Source organism: Halomonas sp. MES3-P3E (genome assembly GCF_002836035.1).
Lineage (GTDB): Bacteria > Pseudomonadota > Gammaproteobacteria > Pseudomonadales > Halomonadaceae > Vreelandella > Vreelandella arctica.
Genome location: NZ_PJBT01000193.1, coordinates 171,857 through 178,273, shown reverse-complemented (window position 1 = coordinate 178,273; position 6,417 = coordinate 171,857). Strand labels below are relative to the sequence as shown.

At 58.1% G+C, this 6,417-nt stretch carries 6 protein-coding genes; 3 read left to right on the top strand and 3 right to left on the bottom strand.

The window, feature by feature from the left end; genetic code table 11:
• Nucleotides 1–33: 33 nt before the first annotated feature.
• The 3 genes from CXF87_RS21505 to CXF87_RS21495 form a co-directional block, all read right to left on the bottom strand.
• Nucleotides 34–405: a hypothetical protein gene (locus CXF87_RS21505; RefSeq protein ID WP_101148178.1), complete on the bottom strand. Its 372-nt coding sequence runs from the start codon at nucleotides 403–405 to the stop codon at nucleotides 34–36.
• A 134-nt stretch (nucleotides 406–539) separates the two neighbouring features.
• Entirely contained in the window at nucleotides 540–1,727 is a 1,188-nt protein-coding gene (locus CXF87_RS21500) for a M24 family metallopeptidase (RefSeq protein WP_101148177.1), read from the bottom strand.
• 191 nt (nucleotides 1,728–1,918) lie between these two features.
• A complete protein-coding gene (locus tag CXF87_RS21495; RefSeq protein ID WP_008959289.1) occupies nucleotides 1,919–2,848 on the bottom strand; it encodes a LysR substrate-binding domain-containing protein in 930 nt (309 codons plus the stop codon).
• Between the two features lie 131 nt (nucleotides 2,849–2,979).
• Here CXF87_RS21495 and CXF87_RS21490 point away from each other — a divergent pair, with 131 nt between their 5' ends.
• The 3 genes from CXF87_RS21490 (at nucleotide 2,980) to CXF87_RS21480 (ending at nucleotide 6,311) form a co-directional block, all read left to right on the top strand.
• Nucleotides 2,980–3,900: a HalD/BesD family halogenase gene (locus tag CXF87_RS21490; RefSeq protein ID WP_101148176.1), complete on the top strand. Its 921-nt coding sequence runs from the start codon at nucleotides 2,980–2,982 to the stop codon at nucleotides 3,898–3,900.
• 87 nt (nucleotides 3,901–3,987) lie between these two features.
• On the top strand, nucleotides 3,988–5,265 hold the full coding sequence (locus CXF87_RS21485; RefSeq protein WP_232774989.1) for a M24 family metallopeptidase: 1,278 nt from the start codon (nucleotides 3,988–3,990) through the stop codon (nucleotides 5,263–5,265).
• 44 nt (nucleotides 5,266–5,309) lie between these two features.
• On the top strand, nucleotides 5,310–6,311 hold the full coding sequence (locus CXF87_RS21480) for an isopenicillin N synthase family dioxygenase (protein ID WP_101148174.1): 1,002 nt from the start codon (nucleotides 5,310–5,312) through the stop codon (nucleotides 6,309–6,311).
• The last annotated feature ends 106 nt before the right edge of the window (nucleotides 6,312–6,417 follow it).

The window sequence follows — 6,417 nt, the reverse complement described above, 5'->3', positions numbered from 1 at the left end:
CTTAAAGCGGGGTTTTGGTTTCAATATGTGTTTTTATTGCCGCAACCAAGGCCAGCGCCGCTTGGCAGGGCTATCAATTTGCTGAAGGGCGCTGGCCAGCGGCAGCATGATGGCGCTCAACTGGCGATGGCACACCGCGCTGCTTAGCACCCCGGGGCACTGCTTCAGCAGCAGGTCACACTGTTGCGAGGCGATGTAAAGCTGCTCCGTAACGGGAGGCGCAAACAGCGGCTTGGACTGCTGGCAGCAGCGGGTCAGCTCGCGGGAAAGCATCGACATCATGGCGGTATCCATCCAGCAGGGCAGCGGGTCCTCCAGGCGGCCAGCAATGGAGTGCTGAACCGCTTCAAAAGAGGTGCGCAAAAACATGACCGTTTGGCGAAGTTGCCGCTGCTCGCTAGTCATCCCATTGATCCCTCACGACTGTCTGGCTGCTTAGTGAATAAAAAGAGAGTGTTTCTCATTTGCATCTGTGCTGACGATAGCGCTACTTTATGAACGTGTCAATGTAGGGGCTATGAGAATGTCTATGTGAGAGGTTATGAGTGTGCCTCAAACAGCTGCCAGTCGTTATTGGTTAGCGGTTTGGCTCCCTGCTCGGTCACCACCACGGTGTCGCTTATTCCTACGCCCCACTGGCCGGGCACCCTTAGGCAGAGCGGAAGGTGAAAGACCATATTGGTTTCAAAGGGGCGATGCTGTCCTTTGGCGATAAAACCCGTGCCCTCCACCCAACTAGGCGGGAATTGTGCGCCCACGGCGTAGCCAAACACGCCGGAGAAAAAATACTGGTCTCGCTGCGGGGCGAGTAAGGCATCAGCCGCCTGGGCAGCGGCATCAAAGGTATTGCCGGGCCGCATGGTGTCGCACAGAGCCTCAAATATTGAACGACAAAGATCGCGAGTGGCTAATAAAGACGCATTTGGTACGCCGGTTACCGCAGTACGCATCATGGGGGCCGTGTAGCGCTGATACGCGGCGCCAAACTCCAGAAACACTGGCTCGTTAGGCTGAATGACACGCCGCTTATGGTTAACATGTATCACACCAATACGGTGCCCGCTGGTCACGATCGGCTGCAGGCTCATAAATTCGCTGCCGTTTTCCAACAGCGCTTTGGCACCCACCGCGGCAATATCGTTATCAGTCATGCCCGGGCGAATGCTCTGAATCGCGGTCTCAAGGCCTAGAGCGGTTATCCGCGCGCTCTCTTGCAGCATCTCCAGTTCAGCAGGGCTTTTAACAATTCTAATTGCATCGACTAACGCGCCTGCTTCGCAAAAGCGCTCGCGGCCAATGGTCTTCAGCAGTGCATCAATCACGCCAAAGCGCAGCCCAGCACTCCAGCCATCAATACCGATTTTCTGGCAGTGGGCCAGCAGATCCGCCAATGGCGCGATGATTTCATCGAGGTTTTCCCAGCGGTAGCCGATGATCTCATCAACCTGAGCGGTGACGACTGCCGCCCCTGTTTCAATCGAGGCGACTTGCAACACTAACCGTTCCTGGGTGCAGACAAGGCAGGCGTGAACCGAGACTTCAAAGGTGTGATAGCCAGTGAGGTAGTTAATATCAGCGGGATCGGTGAGCAGGAGCGCATCTAACCCTTGCTCGGTCATCGTCTGACGCACCTTATCTAGGCGCGCTTGGTATTCGGCAGCGGGAAAGGGCACTTCACTCTGGGCAAGTGTTTCAGTCAGGGCTTTGCGGTAGTGATGATAATCCATAGCGACCTCCGTTGATGGCTATGGTCAGTATAGGCATCTATTGGAAGATCGCTTTTATAGCCCTCAACGCGAAAGCCCTAATGTCGATACGCTATAACTGCTCTTGATCAGGCGCAGCGAATAGGGAATCCAGCAGGGCGACTTAGTCGAGAAAACGCACGGCCCAGGGGGGCCGGTCACAGGTGCTTTGGTTAGATCACATCAGCCATATGGTGATGGTGGCTTGGGCTAGTCGCTGAGACCGCCTCCAAAACCTCATCAATCAACGCCATGAAGTCATCGAATGCTGGATGGGACAGACTGGGGGAGCGATGCACCTCGAGTATTGCTGGTGGCAGCGGCGGCAATCCTTCGGCGTCTTCGATGACTTTCCAGTCCTCGGGCAGCGAGCGGCGGTCAGTAACGGTGATCGTGCGGCCCTGGTTGACGATGACACGCAGTCCGCTGGGGCTCTGGCTGGAAGATTCAAGCTGCCAGTCGCGACCGATGCCGGTCAGTGCCGCCAGCGCCCGGCGCCGGTAGATGCACTGCTCCGGGAATAGCGCCAGCGGCAGTGGCCGGGAGGGATCTAGCTCGAAGCGCCGATGCGCTGCCCATACGACCTCTTCGGTGGCAACGCGTCGGCCGCCGCTGGTGGGTGCGTGCCTTACCGCCAGCACCACGTCCAGGGAGCCCTGTTCCAGCTGTTCCAGCAGTTCGGTCGACATCCGGCAGTGTATATGGACATGCACTTCGGGATGCTGCTCGCCAAAGCGCTCAAGCAGTGCGGGCAGCCATGTGTCGGCGTAATCCTCCGGCAGTCCGAAACGCAGCGTGACCGGCTGAGCGCGACCCAGCGCGGCAATCGCTTCGCGTTGCAGTTGTAGCAAGCGCCGGGCATAGACGAGGAAGGTTTCACCGTCGCCGGTCAACTTGAGTTGGCGGCCATTTCTCTCGATCAGCAGCGTGTCGAGGCGAGATTCCAGCGTGCTGATGCGCAGGCTGATGGTTGACTGGGTCTTGTGTAGATAACGCGCTGCGGCCGTAAAGCCTCCGCTGTCGGCGACAGTGACGAAGGCGAGCAGCAGATCGCTGTCCAGTGCTGCCAATCTCGAGCTATCGGAAACGCCGATGGTTGTCATTGGAAGGACTCGTTTCCCTGATGGATTCGATCCCGCCAGTATAGGCCATGCAGATGGATAGCCCAATGTAACGGGCAACGAAAACCGTTCTGCAGATGCCGCAAATCCTGCTGATCGAGAGGTCATTTCACATGAGTACAATCGCTGCCGCACTCACCCCTGACGTTGCCCAACGCTGGCTGGCCGACGCCGAGCGCACCGATTTGAGTGCGCTGGTCGACACCCAACGTTATCCACTGCATGACTTTCAAGATGCCCGCCTGCAAGCAGAGATCGCCCGGGTGCGCGAGGATCTGAATCGCGAGGGTTGCGCCGTGCTGCGAGGCTTTCTGCGCCCAGAGGCGCTGGCCCAGGCACGCCAAGAGGGCGAGCAGATGTCGGCCAAGAGTTATTACTCCAGTCGTCGGGTCAATGCTTGGTTTACGAGTGACGATACGACGCTTGATGAGTCCGATCCGCGTCGCCTCTTCATGGAGCGCACCAGCGGTTTCGTGACACGCGATTTGATCCCTGCCGATGCCGTGATTCATCAGCTTTATGTGTCACTGGTGATGAAGCGCCTGGTGGCCGAGTGCCTTGGTGAGACAGACGTTTACGAGTACGCGGATCCGTTCGCCGGACTGGTTCAGAACGTACTCCCACCCGGTACCGAGCAGCCGTGGCACTACGATACCAATGAATACATCGTCTCGATGATGACCCAGCAGCCGGATACTGGCGGTGAGTTTCAGTACTGCCCCAACATCCGAACGCCTGCCGGCGAAAACTACCCTGCGGTTGGCATGGTGATCCGCGGTGAGGACGAGACCACCCCGCGGACGCTAGAGCTTCACCCAGGCGATTTGCAGTTATTCAAGGGGCGCTATTCACTGCATCGCGTGACGCGAGTTAGCGGTCAGCGCGAGCGCCACACCGCCATTTTTGCCTATTCCCAGCAGCCGGGTGTAGTTGGTCGGCTTGAGCGGACACGTCAGCTCTATGGGCGTGTTTCCGAAGCCCATATCGAGGCGGAGCGTCGTCGCGAGGCCCGCGTCGACGGTCTGCTCGACTAGATAGAGATTTCATTAACAAATAAACGGCATGCACGCGCCCTATGTGGTGCGTGTCCGCTCATTCTGATAAGACGGGCCACACCGACCATGACAAGCTTTCTTTCCAGCGCACCATCAATGCTAGACGGCACCGGCATTCTGGCGCCAACACGCGAGCCTTTCGAGTGCGAACCGACTGCGGATGAGATCCAACAGATTTTGCTCGATCGTCTGTTCAGGACAAGGGCCGAATTAAAAAAGCGCGATATCGTCGCCGCCGTGTTGTTCGATCCGACCCACGTGCGCTACGCCACCGGTGCGCGAAACATGCAGGTCTACTCCGCACGTAACCCTGCCCGTTATGCCTTTGTTCCCGCGGAAGGCCCGGTAGTGATGTTCGAGTTCTCCGGCTGCGCCCACCTTACCGAAGGGTTGCCTGGCATTGATGAGACACGTCCTGCGACGGCGATCTCCTACTATTTCTGTGATGATCAACTTCAGCAGACCACCCAGGCATGGGCCGACGAGATCGACGCATTGGTGCGCCAGTGCGGCGGGCAAAAGGGCGATAAGGTAGCCATTGAGAGCGCGACCTCCCATGCTGCCTTCGCGCTGGTCGAGCGGGGTTGGCAGATCTGCGATGCCCAGGTGCCGCTGGAGCGGGCACGAGCGATCAAGGTGCCCAACGAGATCAAGATGGTGCGCAGTTCGCTGCGGGCAGTGGAGCAGGGCGTGCGCAAGCTGGAAGCGGCGATCCGCCCCGGTGCGACGGAGAATGAGGTCTGGTCGTACCTGCACCAGCACATCATCGCTACCGACGCCGATTACGTCGAAACGCGGCTGATGAACTCTGGCCCACGCACTAACCCTTGGTTTCAGGAGTGTTCCGATCGGGCGATGCAGGCGGGGGAATTGGTCGCCCTGGATACCGACGTGGTCGGCCGTTATGGCTACTACGCCGATTTCTCGCGGACATTTTTGTGCGGCGATGGTGAAGCCACCCCCAAGCAGCGTGAGCTCTATCGCATGGCCTTCGACCAGGTGCGCACCAACATGGCGTTGATCGCTCCAGGCATGACATTCAAGGAGTACGCCGAGAAGGCGTGGCAGATTCCTCAGCCCTACAAGGCGCGGCGTTACTTTGCACTGGCCCATGGGGTCGGGATGACCGGCGAATATCCCTATATTGTTCATCGCGAGGACATCGACGATAAGGGCTATGACGGCATCATGCAGCCAGGCATGACGCTCTGCGTCGAAAGCTTTATCGGCCACGAGGCTGGCGGCGAGGGGGTCAAAATGGAGGAACAGCTTTATATCCGTGATGATGGGCAGGTGGAGTTGCTGTCGGACTACCACCTTGATGAAAGACTCTTGGCAGGCTGATTAAGCCAAGTGTCTCAGTCCACCACCAGACAAAAGAGATTTCTATGACTCAGACCCTAATTCCGCATATCGATCTGACGCCGCTCCTTGTCGATGATCTGGCGCGCGCCGAGACGGTTCAGGCGATCGCCAATGCCGCATGCGACTCTGGCTTCATGACCGTGGGTATTGCGCCTGAACAACTCGGTCTTCGCGACGATATCCACGCTCGGCTGTTGCGCTTTTTCGAACTTGACGAGACGCATAAGCAACCACTAGCACGGCACAAGTTCGAACCGGCCAACACTAATGTCTATCGAGGCTATTTTCCGCCTCAGGACGAGGATCCGACCTGGAAGGAAGGTGTCGATCTCGGTCCGGACGTTGCTCACCCAGAGCGAGCGGATGCGTTAAGCGGTGACCCGTTGCGAGAGCCAACTCCCCAACCGCCGGAATCAGTACTGCCGGGGTGGGCGACCGATGCGTCTAATTATTACCGAGCAATGGAATCGCTTGGCGGTGTGATTGCCACCGCGCTGGCCGACGGGCTGGAAATACCGCGTGAAGAGTTGCTGGAACCCTTTGAACACGGCAACTCCACACTGCGCCTGATTCATTATCCCGAACGCACGGCCGGGCAGTTGGCCGTCATGCCAGCGATTGACGGTAGCGATAGTGCGCGCCGCTGGCTGGTGGGCGTGCCCCATTTTGATAACGGCTTTATCACGTTGTTGTGGCAGGACAGCGTCGGTGGACTGCAGGTGCGCACGCCCAGCGGTGATTGGGAAGAGGTACCTCCACGTGACAATGCACTGGTGGTTAATTTTGGCCGTTTGCTGGCGGACTGGTCTGGTGGGCGAATTCAGGCCACGGAGCACCGCATCGTCGGCGGGACCCGCTCGCGGCACTCGATCCCGTTTTTCTTCGAGCCAGCTGTGGGTGCCCTTATTAGGGCTGCCAGCACGGCAGGCGATGACAACTATATCTACGGCGATCGACTGTGGGAACGCATGCAGGAGTTTGTCGAGTTTCAGGGGCTGGAACGTAGGCCCGTTGGCGAGACCTGAGCAGGTGTCTTGTGATCGCAGGTGAATAGTGAGTCGATGTCTTTTTTACCTACATAGCATGACAGGCGTTTCCATGATGTTGACACGCATTTAACTGCGCAGTATC

Excerpts from the sequence above, each read along its gene's own strand:
- CXF87_RS21505 (WP_101148178.1), bottom strand. The coding sequence starts at position 405 with ATGACTAGCGAGCAGCGGCAACTTCGCCAAACGGTCATGTTTTTGCGC.
- CXF87_RS21500 (WP_101148177.1), bottom strand. The coding sequence starts at position 1,727 with ATGGATTATCATCACTACCGCAAAGCCCTGACTGAAACACTTGCCCAG.
- CXF87_RS21495 (WP_008959289.1), bottom strand. The coding sequence starts at position 2,848 with ATGACAACCATCGGCGTTTCCGATAGCTCGAGATTGGCAGCACTGGAC.
- CXF87_RS21490 (WP_101148176.1), top strand. The coding sequence starts at position 2,980 with ATGAGTACAATCGCTGCCGCACTCACCCCTGACGTTGCCCAACGCTGG.
- CXF87_RS21485 (WP_232774989.1), top strand. The coding sequence starts at position 3,988 with ATGACAAGCTTTCTTTCCAGCGCACCATCAATGCTAGACGGCACCGGC.
- CXF87_RS21480 (WP_101148174.1), top strand. The coding sequence starts at position 5,310 with ATGACTCAGACCCTAATTCCGCATATCGATCTGACGCCGCTCCTTGTC.